A 15618-nucleotide genomic window follows, 5' to 3' on the forward strand; every position below is an offset into this window, starting at 1 on the left:
ACTCGTTATTTTTTAGGTACTATTTTTCCATCCTGGTCGGTCGTAAGCCCTTTACCTGACGATTGGGTGGTCGTTTCGACCCGGATGTCGCCATCGGTATGGACTTTTACGGTCATGGTGCCGGTCGAATCGCTTACTTCCACTGATTCGGGATCGTCTATATCGTTATACTCGTCTTCACTTGGTGGGCAATCCAGACAACGTACGCGGTCTTTGTCGACACGGTAGGTGTAGCTGTCGTCACTCCAGTGGAGGTTGAAGAAGGCGTCGTCTGAGCGATCACGGTCCGTAACCGATTTGTCGACGCGGAATTTCGTTCCTTTTGGCAAATACAGCACCACTTCCACCTGCTGGTCGCGAAACTTGTTGCGTATATCGGTCAGGAGGTAGTTATCCAAAAGTACGTCATTATTCTGGAATTTATACCCATACACGATCTTTTCAGCCGTGCGACGGGCGTCACTCACCGAACTGCCCCGGGCGATGCGCTGCACCTGAATGTAGGCCTTGTCATCGTCTGACGGACGCACATCAAGGGTGACGTCGTTCGAGTAAATCATCTCATGGTCAGAGCCGTCGAGCTCGATACGGAAATCGTCATACTCATTCGTAGAGTTGGCGTAACTGTCGTTGTGCACAAACTTGATGTCGAGAGTGTCGGCCGGCGCCAATACCAACTCTTCCTTTTTAAGGGTTTTCCCTTCGAAGGCGAAAGCGGTTGCCTGGCGTACACCAAAGGTGATGGCAATCGCGGTCGAGATGATCCACACGGCCAGCAGTCCGAAATTGATGATAGCACCCGGCGACTTGATCTTCGGCGCCAACAGTTTGAAGCCCAGCAGGCAGAAATAGAAGAACGGGATTCCCACGGCGAAGAACATGACCAGTCCGAACAACCAGATCGGATACTCCCCGAAATTGCCCTGTTCTACGAACGATGACCACGGGAAGCTCACAAAGGCGGTTGAACCAAGGGTGAACACACCGATCAGAAGGCTGACAATCACGGCCAGTGAGGCCAGGATGATGAGGGAACCGATGATTTTTGCGAACACCTTGAAAATACTGATGAAGATATCTCCGATGGTCGAGCCTACTTTGGTGGCACCTTTATGGATGCTGTCACCCATCTGGGCGTAGTCGGCGTTACGAAACCGCTCGGAAAGTCCTTCGATTTCCTCCCGTACTTTTCGTTCGATGTTGCTGATGGTGATGGGCTCCCCGCGCATTTCCAGTTTCTCGGTAGTCGTCACCGCTTCCGGCATTACGATCCACATAACCAGATAGGCGATTATACCCGTTCCGAATACGCACAACAGTATCACGAACAACACACGCAGCCATACCTTATCGATGCCGAAATAGTGCCCCAGGCCGGCCAATACACCACCGATGATGCCGTTTTCGCGGTCGCGGTACAATTTACGGGTCGCACGCGGCGAGTAGAAAGGCGTGTTCGGTTGCGGCGCAGCCCCTTCGTCGTCAAGGCGATAGTCCTCAGGTTGGCCCATCACAGCAATCACTTCTTCGATTTCCTTCATCGAAATGACCTGTTTCGGATGGGTGTGTTTCTCTGAGATCAGTTCAGCGATACGCATTTCGATGTCGCGGATGATCTCGTCCTGGCCGGCCGAACGGTTCAGCGACCGTTTAATGGCGTCGAAGTAGCGGCTAAGGCGTTGGTAAGCGTCTTCATCTATATAGAAGAAAATGCCTCCCAGGTTGATATTGACTGTCTTGTTCATGATTCGTGTTTTTGATTGGTGATAATGTTGACGGCGTCGGAAAGTTCGGTCCAGGTGCCGTTCAGTTCCTTAAGAAATGTGTGTCCGATTTCGGTCAGGCCGTAGTATTTACGAGGCGGCCCGGAGGTCGATTCTTCCCAACGGTAGTTGAGTAACCCGTCGTTTTTCAGGCGGGTCAGCAGCGGATAGACCGTGCCTTCCACAACCAACAGCTTAGCGCCTTTAAGGGTATCGAGTATCTCGGAGGTGTAGGCATCCCGCTCTTTTAGTACCGAGAGGATGCAAAACTCGAGAACACCCTTGCGCATCTGTGCTTTCGTGTTTTCAATGTTCATGATGCCATTTTGATTTTGGATTAATGTCCGTTTTTTGATGATGAATTATACAGTGACGCTCGAGGGTGATGAAGCCTCCGCGTCGACGGTTTATTTTAGGAAGCGGATGGTCGCCGGATACCGGAAGTCATCCCCTCCCGATGTCTTGACCGCCGCATAGATCGTCAGCAATACCTCGGCCGCTTTGATGAGACCGGCGAGGATGACGGCGACGATCGCGACCACCAGCGGAATACTGACCTCCGTAAACGACCACTCCATGTGGTGCATGTTAAAGTGGTGCCCGTGGCGGTGCAGCTCGCCTCCCGACATAAGTGCGAAGAGAAATGTCGGCACGGCGACCAAGGCACAGATAAGAAGGTAGAGGAAGCTGCTCAGTTGGAAATTGATGCACTCTTTCCCTTGCTGGTCGATATAGGCCGACCGCTCGCGATTGGACGTCCAGATCACGATCGGCAGGATGAAATTGCCAAACGGGATCAGGAACTGCGACAAGGCACTGATGTGGGTGAAAGTCGCGATTTGTTGTTCGTTGGTTCGTTGCATGACGATGATAGATTGTGATTGATGATGATTGAAACTCCAGACTACTATAGATAGCTCATTAATTTCTTATACAAAGATATGACGATTGGAAGGTATTATGCAATACAAAGTAGTGTATGTTAACTTTTATTTAACATATACCGCTTATATGCGGATAAAACGCTAAATTGCCCGTAAATACTGACCTCCATGCTCACAACAGCCCAATTCAACCGCTTCCTGTTTTTTAAGTTGCCGTCTGCCTTTTTGTGTGGTGTACGGGTGAAAAACATCTCTGACGCGCGTTGCGACGTTTCGGTTCGGCACCGCTGGATCAACCAGAATCCGTTCAAATCGATGTATTTTGCCGTGCAGGCCATGGCGGCGGAACTGTCAACGGGCGCACTGGTCATCGCCGCCATTCGAAGCAGTGGGGCTAATTTGTCGATGTTGGTAGCGCAGAACCGTTCCGTATTCACGAAAAAAGCGACCGGACGTATCCGATTCCGGTGCGACGACGGACGTGCCATTGCCGAAACCATCGCCAAAGCCATCGAAACCGGCGAAGGACAAACGCTGTGGATGCGGTCGGAAGGTGTCAACGAACAGGGTGAAACCGTTTCGCGCTTTGAATTTGAATGGACGGTGAAAGTCAAAACCCGACAATAAATGGGGGCTTTTTAAGTTTTGCCGAGGGGCAGACGTTGTACCTTTACCAAAAGAGCATCCATGAAGGTTCTGATCACTGGCGCAACCGGACTTGTGGGAACGGCTTTGGTGGCCGCCTTGCGCAGCCGCGGACATAAAGTCTGCTACCTCACGACGTCCAAAAGCGGGAGACCACTTCCCGGCGCCCAACGCTTTTTCTGGAACGTCGCCACAGAAGAACTCGATCCCGAGGCGTTTGAAGGTGTGGATGCCATCGTGCACCTGGCCGGCGCCTCTATCGCGAAACGCTGGACGGCGACCTACAAACAGGAAATCCGCGATAGCCGTATCGCATCCGCCGAACTCCTATATAAAGTACTTCGCACCCTTCCCCACCACTCCGTACGCCATTTCGTTTCCGCCTCGGCTATTGGCCTTTATGCCGATCACCCTGACCATCTCTACCACGAAAGCGACCTCGCCTTCGATCAGGGATTTCTGGGTGATGTCGTGTTGCAATGGGAACAGGCCGCTGACCGCTTCCGTACTCTTTCTATTAAAGTCGCTAAACTGCGCACCGGACTCGTTTTCTCTAAAAAAGGAGGCGTACTCGAGCAACTGGTGGCACCCGTGCGCTATGGGTTCGGCGCCGCATTCGGTTCCGGAAAACAATGGCAGTCGTGGATCCATCTTGATGATATGGTTGGACTTTACCTCGCGGCACTCGAAAACGGCTGGGAGGGGACGTTCAACGCCGTGGCGCCCCATCCGGTGACGCAAACGGAACTCATCCGGCAAATCGGAAAAACCCTCCATCGTCCGGTATGGTTGCCCAACATCCCCGAATTCCTCATGGCACCGATACTGGGTGAAATGCGCCAACTGGTCTTTTCCAGCCAAAAGGTAAGTGCTGAAAAAGCGATAGAACACGGTTACCGTTTCCAATTTCCTTTATTACCCGCCGCCCTTTCCGACCTGCTTACCAACGACAACGCGTAAGCAGACGAAATTCGTTCGTGACCTTCGGATGCTCTTTCTAAGTTGGATTGTGCATTCGTCTACTAGCACCCGGTGACAATTTGGCACTCCTTCTCCGTTTGGCAGTACTTTTGCCAACAAGCGGACGTATACAACGATTTTACGCTAAAAAATACATATCTCTATACCGATGGCAACCGAAAAGAACGCGCAATCACAGGAAAACGAAGACATTACAATGGACGGACAACCGACGGCCGAGGCCCCACAGGAAGACCTTCCGACAGCCGAAAGCCTGACAGCAGAGGAAAAATTGTCAGAGGATCTCGCCAAAGAGAAGGATAAATTCCTGCGTTTGTTCGCCGAATTCGAAAACTATAAGAAGCGTACGGCAAAAGAACGCCTCGACCTGTTCAAAACCGCGAACCAGGAAGTACTGCAGGCGCTGTTGCCGGTGCTCGACGATTTTGACCGTGCGATGATCGAAATCCGCAAGTCGGAAAACAACGAGCTGGTGCGTGGCGTGGAACTCATACAGGAAAAATTCAAAAACACGCTTGTCTCAAAAGGACTTGAGGAAGTCGAAATCAAAGCCGGCGATGCCTTTAACGCCGATTTCGCAGAAGCCATCACGCAAATTCCGGCTCCCACACCTGAATTAAAGGGCAAAATCGTGGATGTATTGGAGAAAGGCTATAAATTGGGCGACAAAATCATCCGTTTTCCGAAAGTCGTCATCGGAAACTAATCCGCCAGGACCATGAAAAAAGACTATTACGAAATACTCGGCATCTCGAAAGGCGCTTCGGCCGCTGAGATTAAGAAGGCGTACCGGAAGAAAGCTATCGAGTACCATCCCGACAAAAATCCGGGTGACAAGCAGGCGGAAGAAAACTTCAAGGCCGCGGCGGAAGCGTATGAAGTGCTGAGCGACGACCAGAAACGCGCGCGCTACGACCAATACGGCCACCAGGCATTCGAAGGTGGCGGCGGGTTCCACGGAGGCAACATGAACATGGACGACATCTTCAGCCAGTTCGGCGACATCTTCGGAGGGGCCTTCGGTGGTTTCGGAGGCGGATTCGGAGGCGGAGGCGGCCAGCGACGCGTGAAGGGAAGCAACCTTCGTATCAAAGTAAAACTCACGCTCGAGGAAATCGCGAAAGGCGTCGAAAAGAAAGTAAAAGTCAAACGCAAGGTGCAGGCACCGGGCGTGAAATATAAAACCTGCCCGACCTGTAACGGTTCCGGACAGGTCATGCGTGTGACCAACACCATTTTGGGACGGATGCAGTCGGCGTCTACCTGCCCTACCTGTGGTGGTGCCGGCCAGACACTGGAAAGTAAACCGGCGAACGCAGATGCCTATGGTATGGTGTACGAAGACGAGACGGTATCGATCAAAATACCGGCCGGTGTGGCAGATGGCATGCAATTGAAAGTCTCCAATAAAGGAAACGATGCCCCAGGCAACGGCATTCCGGGTGACCTGATCGTCGTAATCGAAGAACAGGAACATGAGACGCTGAAACGCGAAGGGGAAAACCTCCACCTCGATTTATACATCAGCATCGCGGAAGCGGCGCTCGGCGTATCGAAAGATATCGATACGGTAAACGGAAAAGTGCGCATTAAGTTGGAAGAAGGCATCCAGTCGGGCAAGATACTTCGCCTGAAAGGAAAGGGTATCCCGAGCCTGAACAGCTACGGAAGCGGCGACCTCCTGGTGCACATAAACGTCTGGACGCCACGGAATCTCACCCGCGAACAGAAGCAGTTTTTCGAAAATGCACTGAACGATCCGAACTTCACCCCTAACCCGGAAAAGTCGGATAAATCTTTTTTTGAAAAAGTGAAAGATATGTTTTCCTAATTAAAAAAAAGTATATACTTTTGACCTACTAGGCAACTAGTAATTTCTTTTTCATAGCAATTTTTCCCATCCTTGTGCACTTGTGTAAAAGGGTGGGTTTTTTTATGACGTTGGTTTGATCCTCTTCCTAGCGTATTTATGAGTCCAGACGTAGGCATAATTCCTCCGGTGACAGCGCCGGAATTTCGCTCGTTTTGAAATCCCTCAAATTCCGGGTCACGATAAAATCGACTTGCCCAATGCGGGCGGCGCACAAGACCTGTACCGCATCCTCGAAATCCCGATGACCCGAGCGAAGTGCCATCCGAAGGAGTTCGGCATCCGCATCCTGCACCGTTAAAAAGTCAAGGAGGGTAAGCAATACCTCACGAAGTGCCTTCTCGTCCAGATACCGGCTCATGAGGTAGTGTGTGGTGATAAGGGAGTGGGAAGACGCAAATAACTCTAACTGCTTCTGCTCGGCACGTTGAAAAATACGAACGGCATGCTGGCTATACGGCTGACGGTCTGCGATCAGATCAACGATGACATTGGTATCAAGGAAAATCCTCATTTCAGGAAATGTTTGCGTTCAAACGCCTCCCTCAAAGCCGTCGTTTCGTCGAAATCATCCGGCAGTTTTACCGCTCCGACCAGCGACTTAAGCTTAGGTGAAAGCACTCGATCTCCTTCCTCCAGTGTAATCGTCTCGAGATACCGTTCTACAAGCTCCGATAAGCTCCGGCCTGTATTCCGGGCATATAATTTGGCCCGGTCTATCACGGCTTTCTCGACGGTCAAGGTAAGCTTGGTTGTCATATACGTGTTTTTATTTCAAAGATACGTATTTTATAAAAATGCGTCGCTTCATGATGGAATTTCCGAAACTACCGAACTTCCCCTAACTTTACCTTCCAAACATATACACATGTCTATCATACTCGACGTTCGCGACGTCGTCAAACGATACGGCGACTATACCGCCCTTAACTCGGTTTCCCTTTCCGTCCCGAAGGGCAGTATTTACGGACTCCTGGGTCCGAACGGTGCCGGGAAAACCTCGCTTATACGGATTATCAACCAGATCACTTTGCCAGACTCAGGTTCGGTGTGGCTCGACGGGGCACCGCTGAAGCCAGACGATGTGCAGCACATTGGATATCTTCCGGAAGAACGCGGACTCTACAAAACCATGAAGGTGGGGGAACAGTGCCTCTATCTCGCGCAGCTAAAAGGGCTTGACCGCGCGGAGGCCAAGAAGCAACTCGACTTTTGGTTTGAGCGACTGGGTGTGGAAGGCTGGTGGAATAAGAAAATCCAGGAGCTTTCGAAAGGGATGGCGCAGAAGATACAGTTTATCGTAACGGTGCTTCACCGTCCGAAATTGCTCATTTTCGACGAACCCTTCTCGGGCTTCGATCCGGTGAATGCCAACCTGATCAAAGATGAAATTCTTGCCCTCAAGGAACAGGGCTCCACCATTATTTTTTCCACCCATCGCATGGAAAGCGTGGAGGAACTGTGCGACCATATCGCCCTCATCCACAAATCCAACAAACTGATCGAAGGCCCGCTCCAGGAGGTGAAGCGCCGCTACCGTACCCATACGTATGAAGTCGGCATCGTAACGCCCAACATCGAAGGGCTTATGTACGACCTGACACAGCATTTTACCGTGGCACCCACGCAGTTCCGTTCGTTGAACGACGATGTGAAACTCGATATCCAACTCGGAAAAGCCACACCGAACGAGTTGTTGGCCCTGTTGACGGGCCGCGGCGAGGTCACCCACTTCGTCGAGAAAATTCCGAGTGTCAACGACATCTTTATCCAAACCGTTACCAACGGCACTACCTTATAATACGACTTATGCGCGTCCTTTCTCTTATCATCCGTCGCGAATTCAATGCCAAAGTACGCAACAAGGCATTTATCGTCATGACCTTCCTGAGTCCGCTGATCTTCGTCGGCATCGCCCTCCTCATTGGCTTCCTCAGCACGATGAAAGCCGATACGAAGTTTATCGCGGTGCACGACGCTTCGGGACTTTTCGTGGGCGATTTCAAAAATTCCGACGAGTTCCATTTCCACAATGTTTCCACTCTTCCGTTGCAAACCGTCAAAGACAGCATCCTCAGCGAACGGCTGGACGGCGTGTTGGTCATCCCGAACGAAAAAGACCCGAAAAAACTCGCAGAGAACATCCAGTTCATTTCCAATGATGACCCGGGCATCGAGTTCATCGGCGGATTGGAAAACACCATTTCAAAACGGTTGACCAAGGCGAATTACGCGCGAACCGGACTCGATTCCATCTCCATCCGGCAGGCGCAGGCCGACGTTTCCATCCACATGAAAAAAGCGGACGGCACCGACTCGATGAAAGGGCTTAATTGGTTCAAGGCGGCCACCGGCGGGCTTTTCGGCTACCTGATCATGATGTTCATCATCATCTACGGCAACTTCGTCATGCGCAGTGTCATCGAAGAAAAAACGAACCGTATCATCGAAATCATCATTTCTTCGGTTCGGCCGTTTCACCTGATGATGGGCAAGATCATCGGCACGTCATTGGCGGGCGTGTTGCAGTTCGCCATCTGGGCTGTGGTCGGTTTCACCTTGTTGTTCGTGGCCACACAGTTCTTCGGTCTTGATGTAGCCACCACGCAAAGTACGGCCGCACACACTGCCACGCAGGAACCCGGTTTCTGGCCGTCGGCAATACGCGAACTCAGCAGCCTTCCGCTATTCGGCATGGCCGTTTGTTTCCTGGTGTATTTCGTCGGTGGTTACTTTTTGTATAGCTCCTTTTACGCGGCCATTGGCGCCGCGGTCGATAGCGAGACCGACTCCCAGCAGTTCCTGTTTCCCATTGTGATGCCGCTGGTACTGGGTGTGTATATTGGCTTTTTTACCGTCATCAATGACCCGCATGGCACCGTCGCCACCGTATTTTCGTTCATTCCACTCACTTCACCGATCGTGATGCTGATGCGGTTACCGTTTGGCGTGCCGTGGTGGCAGGTAGTCGTGTCGATTGTGATTTTATATGGCACGTTCTACGGTGTTGTATGGTTCGCCGCCAAAATCTACCGAGTGGGCATCCTGATGTATGGCAAAAAACCGACGTGGAAAGAACTGATCCGCTGGATGCGCTACTAAAAAAAGCAGCCCGTTTGGACTGCTCTTTCTTAGATGGGGATTACCGACGTTTATTCCGCCGCATCTTTTGCCTTTTGGTTTTCGTTTGCTTTGGCGCCCATACGTTCCCATTTGAATTTCGGGGCGAATTTCAACTTGATTTCTGCAATTTTGCGGTTATCATGTGATGTAAGGCCTTCTTTCTCAACCGTGTTCTTATGGGCATCCAACGCCTCATACATCGCTTTGATTTCATCGAAATCTTCACGTGAGTAGTTGTCTTTGTTCTTGTCGAACTCGTTATAAAAGTCGTTATAAACGCGAAGGATGTTGTCCTTGTTTACCCAACTGAAGTCCATATCAGCACCGATTTTACCCGCGCCGAAGAACGCATCACGCAATTCCTGAGGGCGACTTGGCGTAGCCTCTTTCTCAAGCTCGGCATTCACCTGTGCTTTAAGTTGTTCATATTTCTCGCGACCGGCGTCCAGTCGGTCTTTTGCGGACGCATCATCGCGAAGTGCAGCGGCGGCACTATCGGCTGCCGTGGCGCGTGCCTGGTAAGACGCTTCGATCGCAGCCCAGTTCGACTTGGCATCGGCAACGGCCAATGAACGAACCGAATCGGTAAAGGACGTATACTGGTTAAGGGTTTTCTCTGCTTCTTTCTCCGTTTCGCTTTTGCACGAAACAAAGGCCATTGATAAAGCCGCAAGGGCATAAAGGGACATGTTTTTCATGATGGGTGGGATGTTATTGTTAACAGAGGTAAAGGTAGTGGCAGTGGGAAACAGGGATGTTGCAGATACACCGCGTTTCGTTACAAAATACCGATATTGCCGTTGGGAGTGTAACAGAAGTACAATTGGGCGGACACATTATTTTTAGCTACTTTTATTGAAAATCCGGCATATGTCGAAATCATTGATTGAAATCCGCGGACTCCGACGGAATTTCCAACTGGGCGGTGAAACGCTTGAGGTGCTGAAAGGCATCGACTTAGATATCCAAAAAGGCGAATATGTCGCATTGATGGGGCCGTCCGGCTCTGGCAAATCGACCCTGATGAATTTGTTGGGATGCCTTGACACCCCCACCTCCGGACGCTATGTGCTGAACGGGCAGGACGTCAGTACGCTCCACGACGATGAATTGGCCGAAATACGAAACAAGGAAATTGGTTTCGTCTTCCAGACCTTTAACCTGATGCCGCGCACCACCGCACTCGACAATGTCGCGTTGCCGATGGTGTATGCCGGTTATGGAAAAAGCGACCGCCACGCCCGTGCCCGTGAAGTGTTGACCCAGGTCGACCTCGCTAACCGGATGGACCACCAGCCGAACCAGTTATCGGGTGGACAACGGCAGCGCGTCGCCATTGCACGTGCGTTAGTGAATAAACCGTCCATCATCCTCGCCGACGAACCTACCGGAAACCTCGACAGTAAGACCTCGGTGGAAATCATGGCGCTCTTTAACGAGATACACGCCCAGGGAAATACCGTCATTCTGGTAACGCACGAGGAAGACATCGCGGCGTATGCCAAGCGGGTTATCCGTCTGCGGGACGGGATGATTGAAAGCGACTCAGCCAACAAATAGACACCTAAACCGAACCGGAATGGCTTCTCAGGTCTCTTCCGGAACCCAAGGCTATGAAAGTATATACCAAAACCGGCGATGCCGGAACCACGGCACTTTTTGGCGGAACCCGTGTACCGAAAGACCACATCCGGATCGATTGTTACGGTACGGTCGACGAGCTCAACTCATGGATTGGACTCGTGCGCGACCAGGAATTCCCAACTCTTTATAAAGAAGTATTGATACGTATCCAGGACCGGTTGTTCACGGTAGGCGCCCAACTTGCCACGCCACCCGAAAAGGAAGTATTGAAAAACGGCGAACGGCGCCTGAAGAATCTCGGCATCACCGAAGACGACATCCTTTTCCTGGAAACCGAAATTGACCGGATGGACGCAGCCCTGCCCCCGATGACGCACTTTGTGCTACCCGGAGGCCATACAACCGTGTCATATTGTCATGTGGCCCGCTGTGTATGCCGCCGTGCCGAGCGACTTGCGGTGCAATTACGTCATGAGGAGCCCGTTGACGAGCAGGTATTGAAGTACCTGAACCGCCTTTCTGACTACCTTTTCGTGCTGGCACGGATGTTGTCGAAAGAGGTTGGCGCCGACGAGGTGAAATGGATTCCGCAAAAGGACTGAAAATTCATCGCCAAGCCCAGTGTTTACAAGGTTTTAAGAACTTTTTAAACACTACGTTCTTGCCTTTCCAAAATAAAGATCATTTTACTTGGCATTTTCAGTAAAAAATTTATTTTTGCATTAAATTCAAAAATCTTAAAGCGATGTATTGGACATTAGAATTGGCATCCTATCTCAGTGATGCCCCGTGGCCAGCAACCAAAGATGAGCTCATCGACTATGCAATCCGTGCCGGGGCACCGTTGGAAGTCGTCGAGAACCTGCAGTCGATAGAAGATGAAGGCGAAATATACGAATCCATGGAAGAGATTTGGCCCGATTATCCAACGGACGAGGACTATCTCTGGAACGAGGACGAGTACTAGAAAAAATAAAAAAAACACCTGAAAAAGTCTCATTTAGAGGCTTTTTTTTTGCTTAAATTTGCACACTTTTCACGAACAGAAACACCGTATTTATGAGTTTCATAAACAGTATATTAAAAGCCTTCGTAGGCGATAAGTCGCAGAAGGACGTCAAAGCCATCCAGCCCTTTGTCGCCAAGATAAAGGAAATCGAGCCGACCCTTACCGGATTGTCACACGATGCACTTCGCGCGAAGACAGAGGAATTCAAATCACGGATCCGTGCGGCCCGTGCGGCACAGGATGAGAAAATCGCTGCGTTGCGTGCGGAAGTCGAATCGATTGCCGACATCGATAAAAAAGAAGACGTTTATGCCGACATCGATGCGCTTGAGAAGGAAGCATACGACGTATCCGAGAAAGTGCTGCTTGACATCCTTCCGGAAGCGTTTGCTGTGGTGAAAGAAACCGCGCGCCGGTTCAAGGAAAATACAACTATTACGGTGACCGCTACTCCTATGGACCGTCAGCTGTCGTCGACCAAAGAATATGTCACACTCGAAGGTGACAATGCCGTATGGGCCAACTCATGGAACGCCGCAGGTAAGGCGATTACGTGGGATATGATCCACTACGACGTGCAGTTGATTGGTGGTATCGTATTGCACCAGGGGAAAATTGCCGAAATGCAGACGGGTGAAGGTAAGACCCTCGTGGCGACCCTCCCACTCTACCTCAACGCCCTGACCGGCGAAGGCGTGCACCTGGTGACCGTGAACGACTACCTCGCCAAACGGGACAGCACGTGGAAAGCGCCGTTGTTTGAGTTCCACGGACTCACAGTCGACTGTATCGACAACCACCAACCAAACTCGGAAGGTCGTCGCAAGGCCTACGAAGCGGATATCACCTACGGAACCAACAACGAATTCGGTTTCGATTACCTACGCGACAACATGGCGCATACACCAGGCGAACTGGTGCAACGCCGCCACAACTACGCAATCGTGGATGAGGTCGACTCGGTATTGATTGATGACGCCCGTACACCGTTGATCATCTCAGGTCCGGTTCCACAAGGAGACCGTCACGAATTCCTTGAACTGAAACCGACGATTGAGAACCTCGTCAACCAACAACGCGCCCTTGCCAATGGCTTCCTCGCCGAAGCGAAGAAATTAATACGGGAAGGAAATGCGAAAGACGGCGGCTTCAACCTGTTGCGCGCCCACCGTGCACTTCCTAAGAACAAAGCGTTGATCAAATTCCTCAGCGAGGAAGGTGTAAAACAGATACTGCAGAAGACCGAGAACCAGTATATGCAGGACAACAACCGCGACATGCCGAAGGTAGACGAAGCGTTGTTCTTCGTAATTGAGGAGAAAAACAACCAGGTTGAACTGACCGAGCGTGGTTTCAAGGCACTGGCCAGCGGATCGGACGAAAGTTTCTTCGTATTACCCGATATCGGAACAGAAATCGCGCGGATTGAGAAAATGGAACTTCCAAAAGACAAGGAAGCCGAAGAAAAAGAACGCCTATTCCAGGATTTCAGCGTAAAGAGCGAGCGTATCCATACGCTTACCCAGTTGCTGAAAGCGTATGCACTCTTTGAAAAAGATGTGGAATATGTCATCGACGACAACAAAATCAAGATCGTCGACGAGCAAACCGGTCGTATTATGGAAGGCCGCCGCTATTCGGACGGGCTCCACCAGGCGATCGAAGCCAAAGAAAACGTAAAGGTAGAGGCTGCCACACAGACCTTCGCTACGATTACCCTCCAGAATTATTTCCGGATGTACCGCAAATTGGCCGGTATGACGGGTACTGCCGTTACAGAAGCGGGCGAATTCTGGGAAATCTACAAACTCGACGTCGTTGAAATCCCGACCAATCGCCCGATTTCACGTAAAGACCAACACGACCTGATCTACCGTTCGGTGCGCGAGAAATTCAATGCAGTTATCGAAGACGTCATACAGTTATCCGCCGCCGGACGTCCGGTGTTGATTGGTACGACATCGGTTGAGATATCGGAATTATTGAGCCGTATGCTTAAAATGCGTGGTATACAACACAATGTGTTGAACGCGAAGATGCACAAGCAGGAAGCGCAGATCGTCGAAGAGGCCGGTAAGCCAGGCGTCGTGACGATTGCGACGAACATGGCCGGACGGGGTACCGACATCAAGCTGACGCCGGAAGTGAAAGCCGCGGGCGGATTGGCCATCATCGGTACAGAGCGCCACGATTCGCGTCGGGTTGACCGCCAGTTGCGCGGTCGTGCCGGTCGTCAGGGTGACCCAGGAACCTCGCAGTTCTATGTGTCGCTGGAAGACAGCCTGATGCGTCTTTTCGGCTCTGAACGGGTAGCTAAGATCATGGACCGAATGGGACTCAAGGAAGGCGAAGTCATCCAGCATTCGATGATGACCAAGTCAATCGAACGCGCCCAGAAACGTGTGGAGGAAAACAACTTCGGCGTTCGTAAACGACTTCTCGAATACGACGACGTGATGAACGCACAGCGGGAGGTAATCTATAAGCGTCGCCGTCACGCCTTGCACGGAGAGCGCCTGAAAGTGGACATCGCGAACATGATCTATGATACGTGTGAACTTATTGCCCGTGAAAACAAGGCGAAGCGTGATTTCCGGAACTTTGAATTCGAATTGATCCGTTACTTCTCGATCACATCACCGGTAACCGAATCGGAATTTGACAAGCTGTCTGACATGGAATTGGCCGGCAAAGTGTATAAAGCGGCATCCCTGTATTACGCAGAGAAAAATGAGCGTAATGCCCGTGAAGCCTTCCCGATTATCGAGAATGTGTTCGTGAACCAGGGCGATCGTTTTGAGCGTATTGTGGTACCATTTTCTGACGGCATCAAAACCCTAAATGTTGTCACCGACCTGAAGAAGGCCTATGATACCCACGGCGCACAATTGGTAGCCGATTTCGAAAAGAACATCACGCTGGCCATCGTAGACGAAGCCTGGAAGAAGCACCTCCGCAAAATGGACGAACTGAAACAGTCCGTACAGTTGGCGGTGCACGAACAGAAAGACCCGCTCCTCATCTATAAATTCGAAGCATTCGAGTTGTTTACGAATATGCTGAACGGTGTGAACAAAGAAGTAATCTCGTTCCTGTTCAAGGGTGATTTACCACAACAGCAGCAGGCACCGGAAATCAGGGAGGCACGCGAAGAACGCCGGGTAGAGAACTACAAGACGTCGAAAGATGAAATCCCGAATCTGGACCAGGCAGCGGAAGTGAACCGCGAAGCCGGACAAACGCAACCGCGGCAGGTGACGGAAACGATTGTACGGGAGGCACCGAAAATCAACCGAAACGACAACGTGGTGGTCAAGCATGTCATGAGCGGCAAGACCGAAACGATGAAATTCAAAAAGGCGGAAAGCCTGTTAGCCACTGGCGAATGGGTGCTGGTAAACGAAGCCTAACATAATAACCCCGGACCTTCCGGGGTTTCTTTTTGCTACTACTTTCGGGGGAGTGCCTTTTCGAGGTGCTTTTTTCTATTATGCACTTTCGGCTTTCTACGATATTGATCCTCGGCGAGAAATACATCACGTCTTGCAACGGAAAGCAAGAGTACACGGGCCAACCAGTCCTTACGGATTAATGCAATAAATTAAACGCCTCTGTGCGATCCTTCAGCACCATCACTGCCAGGCATCAAAGAAGAAAATTTTAACAAAAGATGCGGTTTTCCCGTACCTAACTTTCGGGATTGTTTTGTAAGGGACGCATCCGCCCCTCCCCTAAGGACAAAGTACGAATTCCCGGCGA

At 51.0% G+C, this 15618-nt stretch carries 16 protein-coding genes; 10 read left to right on the top strand and 6 right to left on the bottom strand.

What is annotated here, in order from left to right:
* Positions 1–5: 5 nt before the first annotated feature.
* From MKO97_RS14350 to MKO97_RS14360, 3 genes are all read right to left on the bottom strand, one after another.
* Entirely contained in the window at positions 6–1745 is a 1740-nt protein-coding gene (locus MKO97_RS14350) for a PspC domain-containing protein (protein ID WP_241103897.1), read from the bottom strand.
* Entirely contained in the window at positions 1742–2080 is a 339-nt protein-coding gene (locus MKO97_RS14355) for a PadR family transcriptional regulator (RefSeq protein ID WP_241103898.1), read from the bottom strand. Before MKO97_RS14355 ends, MKO97_RS14350 begins: the two co-directional genes overlap by 4 nt.
* Positions 2081–2170: 90 nt before the next feature.
* Positions 2171–2626, bottom strand: a complete 456-nt coding sequence (locus MKO97_RS14360) for a DUF4870 domain-containing protein (RefSeq protein WP_241103899.1) — start codon at positions 2624–2626, stop codon at positions 2171–2173.
* Between the two features lie 189 nt (positions 2627–2815).
* On the opposite strand from MKO97_RS14360, the gene MKO97_RS14365 reads away from it, so the two are divergent.
* From MKO97_RS14365 to dnaJ, 4 genes are all read left to right on the top strand, one after another.
* On the top strand, positions 2816–3274 hold the full coding sequence (locus MKO97_RS14365; protein ID WP_241103900.1) for a DUF4442 domain-containing protein: 459 nt from the start codon (positions 2816–2818) through the stop codon (positions 3272–3274).
* Positions 3275–3334: 60 nt separating this feature from the next.
* On the top strand, positions 3335–4252 hold the full coding sequence (locus MKO97_RS14370; protein ID WP_241103901.1) for a TIGR01777 family oxidoreductase: 918 nt from the start codon (positions 3335–3337) through the stop codon (positions 4250–4252).
* 169 nt (positions 4253–4421) lie between these two features.
* A complete protein-coding gene (locus MKO97_RS14375) occupies positions 4422–4979 on the top strand; it encodes a nucleotide exchange factor GrpE (protein WP_371820404.1) in 558 nt (185 codons plus the stop codon).
* A gap of 12 nt (positions 4980–4991) precedes the next feature.
* Positions 4992–6104, top strand: a complete 1113-nt coding sequence (gene dnaJ, locus MKO97_RS14380) for a molecular chaperone DnaJ (protein WP_241103902.1) — start codon at positions 4992–4994, stop codon at positions 6102–6104.
* Positions 6105–6240: 136 nt separating this feature from the next.
* Here the strand turns inward: dnaJ and MKO97_RS14385 are convergent, their stop codons facing one another.
* Both MKO97_RS14385 and MKO97_RS14390 read right to left on the bottom strand, forming a co-directional pair.
* Entirely contained in the window at positions 6241–6657 is a 417-nt protein-coding gene (locus MKO97_RS14385; RefSeq protein ID WP_241103903.1) for a PIN domain-containing protein, read from the bottom strand.
* Positions 6654–6902 (bottom strand): DUF6364 family protein, encoded by a 249-nt coding sequence (locus MKO97_RS14390; protein ID WP_241103904.1) that lies wholly within the window; start codon positions 6900–6902, stop codon positions 6654–6656. Before MKO97_RS14390 ends, MKO97_RS14385 begins: the two co-directional genes overlap by 4 nt.
* Positions 6903–7011: 109 nt before the next feature.
* Here MKO97_RS14390 and MKO97_RS14395 point away from each other — a divergent pair, with 109 nt between their 5' ends.
* Both MKO97_RS14395 and MKO97_RS14400 read left to right on the top strand, forming a co-directional pair.
* Positions 7012–7944, top strand: coding sequence for an ABC transporter ATP-binding protein (locus MKO97_RS14395; RefSeq protein ID WP_241103905.1), 933 nt, complete (start codon positions 7012–7014; stop codon positions 7942–7944).
* 8 nt (positions 7945–7952) lie between these two features.
* A complete protein-coding gene (locus MKO97_RS14400; RefSeq protein WP_241103906.1) occupies positions 7953–9245 on the top strand; it encodes an ABC transporter permease in 1293 nt (430 codons plus the stop codon).
* A 50-nt stretch (positions 9246–9295) separates the two neighbouring features.
* Here the strand turns inward: MKO97_RS14400 and MKO97_RS14405 are convergent, their stop codons facing one another.
* On the bottom strand, positions 9296–9964 hold the full coding sequence (locus tag MKO97_RS14405; protein ID WP_241103907.1) for a hypothetical protein: 669 nt from the start codon (positions 9962–9964) through the stop codon (positions 9296–9298).
* Positions 9965–10136: 172 nt separating this feature from the next.
* On the opposite strand from MKO97_RS14405, the gene MKO97_RS14410 reads away from it, so the two are divergent.
* The 4 genes from MKO97_RS14410 (at position 10137) to secA (ending at position 15269) form a co-directional block, all read left to right on the top strand.
* Positions 10137–10826: an ABC transporter ATP-binding protein gene (locus tag MKO97_RS14410; RefSeq protein WP_305879417.1), complete on the top strand. Its 690-nt coding sequence runs from the start codon at positions 10137–10139 to the stop codon at positions 10824–10826.
* A 53-nt stretch (positions 10827–10879) separates the two neighbouring features.
* Positions 10880–11452 (top strand): cob(I)yrinic acid a,c-diamide adenosyltransferase, encoded by a 573-nt coding sequence (locus tag MKO97_RS14415; protein WP_241103908.1) that lies wholly within the window; start codon positions 10880–10882, stop codon positions 11450–11452.
* Positions 11453–11595: 143 nt separating this feature from the next.
* The gene (locus tag MKO97_RS14420; RefSeq protein WP_022828503.1) at positions 11596–11817 is read left to right on the top strand and encodes a DUF2795 domain-containing protein; all 222 of its coding nucleotides are present in this window, start codon (positions 11596–11598) and stop codon (positions 11815–11817) included.
* Positions 11818–11909: 92 nt separating this feature from the next.
* Complete coding sequence (gene secA, locus MKO97_RS14425; RefSeq protein ID WP_241103909.1) at positions 11910–15269, top strand: preprotein translocase subunit SecA; 3360 nt, start codon at positions 11910–11912, stop codon at positions 15267–15269.
* Positions 15270–15618 lie beyond the last annotated feature (349 nt).

Source organism: Flavobacterium sp. HJ-32-4, assembly GCF_022532105.1.
Taxonomy (GTDB): Bacteria; Bacteroidota; Bacteroidia; order Flavobacteriales; family Flavobacteriaceae; genus Flavobacterium.